The following is a 1,458-nucleotide window of genomic DNA, read 5'->3' on the forward strand; positions in this document are numbered from 1 at the left end:
CAAGGCGGATTCAACTGGTCGTCGCAACACCTCGTCGTGGAGGTGTTCAGTGGTTCGTCGTCAGCAGGCAGCAGATCGGGCGGTTCGTCCGAAGTTGAGGTCGCCGGGTCATCCGAAGTTCCAGCGGAATGTCGAGGTGGCGTTCTGGGAGCAGATCGCTGCGGGGCTGTTGCCTGAGGAGGCTTGCGGCGTGATCGGCGTGGCGCCAGCGGTGGGCGCTCGGTGGTTCCGCAACGCTGGCGGGATGGCGCCGTTCGATCTGAAGTTTCAGCCTTCGGGCCGGTATCTGTCATTCGCTGAGCGTGAGGAGATCGCGCTGCTTCGCGTGCAGGGCGAGGGAGTGCGTGAGATCGCCCGCCGTATCGGTCGTGATCCTGGGACGGTGTCGCGGGAGTTGCGTCGCAATGCGGCGACCCGCGGGGGTACGCGTGAGTACCGGGCGTCGGTGGCGCAGTGGAAGGCTGACATGGCCGCCAAGCGACCCAAGATCGCCAAGCTCGTGGCCAACCCGCGGCTGCACGAGTACGTGCAGGAGCGCCTGGCCGGGCAGGTCAGCCTGCCGGACGGGACCGCGGTCCTGGGGCCGAGGCCACCACGGTTCACCGGGCGGAACAAGCCGCACCGCAAGGACAGGCCGTGGTCGCTGGCGTGGAGCCCGGAGCAGATCGCCAACCGGATCAAGCTCGACTTCCCCGATGATGAGTCCATGCGCATCAGCCACGAGGCGATCTATCAGTCGCTGTACATCCAGGGTCGTGGCGCGCTCAAGCGCGAGCTCGTGTGGTGCCTGCGCACCGGTCGGGCGCTGCGCGCGCCACGGGAGCGGTCACGGCGCAAGACGTGGGCACACGTCACCCCCGAGACGCTCATCAGCGAACGTCCCGCCGAGGCCGCCGACCGGGCCGTGCCTGGCCATTGGGAAGGTGACCTCCTCATCGGCCTGGAGCGCTCGGCGATCGGCACCGTCGTAGACCGGAGCACCAAGTACACGATGCTGGTCCATCTGCCCCGTGAGGAGGGATACCGGCACAAGGAGAGCGTCAAGAACGGGCCGGCGTTGGCCGGGTACGGCGCCCTCACGATGAAGGATGCCCTGGCCCGCACGATGGCCGGCCTGCCCACCGAGTTGGCCAGATCACTGACCTGGGACCGGGGCAAGGAGATGTCCGCCCACGCCCAGTTCCGGGTCGAGACCGGCATCCCGGTCTTCTTCGCCGACCCCCAGTCGCCGTGGCAACGTGGCACGAACGAGAACACCAACGGGCTGCTGCGGCAGTACTTCCCCAAAGGCACCGACCTGTCCCGCTGGTCCGCCCAGGAGATCGAAGCCGTCGCTCACGCGCTGAACACCAGACCCCGAAAATCACTGGGCTGGAAGACCCCAGCGGAAGTCTTTAACGAGCATCTACTCTTGCACCAACAAGCTGGTGTTGCATCGACCGGTTGAACCTGGTCAAT

The 1,458-nt window shown here is 66.7% G+C and carries 1 protein-coding gene; it reads left to right on the forward strand.

Annotated elements, in window-relative coordinates; translation table 11 throughout:
- The first annotated feature begins 49 nt into the window (after positions 1 to 49).
- Positions 50 to 1,447 (forward strand): IS30 family transposase, encoded by a 1,398-nt coding sequence (locus tag D1832_RS15015; protein WP_118915188.1) that lies wholly within the window; start codon positions 50 to 52, stop codon positions 1,445 to 1,447.
- Positions 1,448 to 1,458 lie beyond the last annotated feature (11 nt).

The organism is Dermacoccus abyssi, from assembly GCF_003515945.1.
Classification (GTDB): Bacteria; Actinomycetota; Actinomycetes; order Actinomycetales; family Dermatophilaceae; genus Dermacoccus; species Dermacoccus abyssi.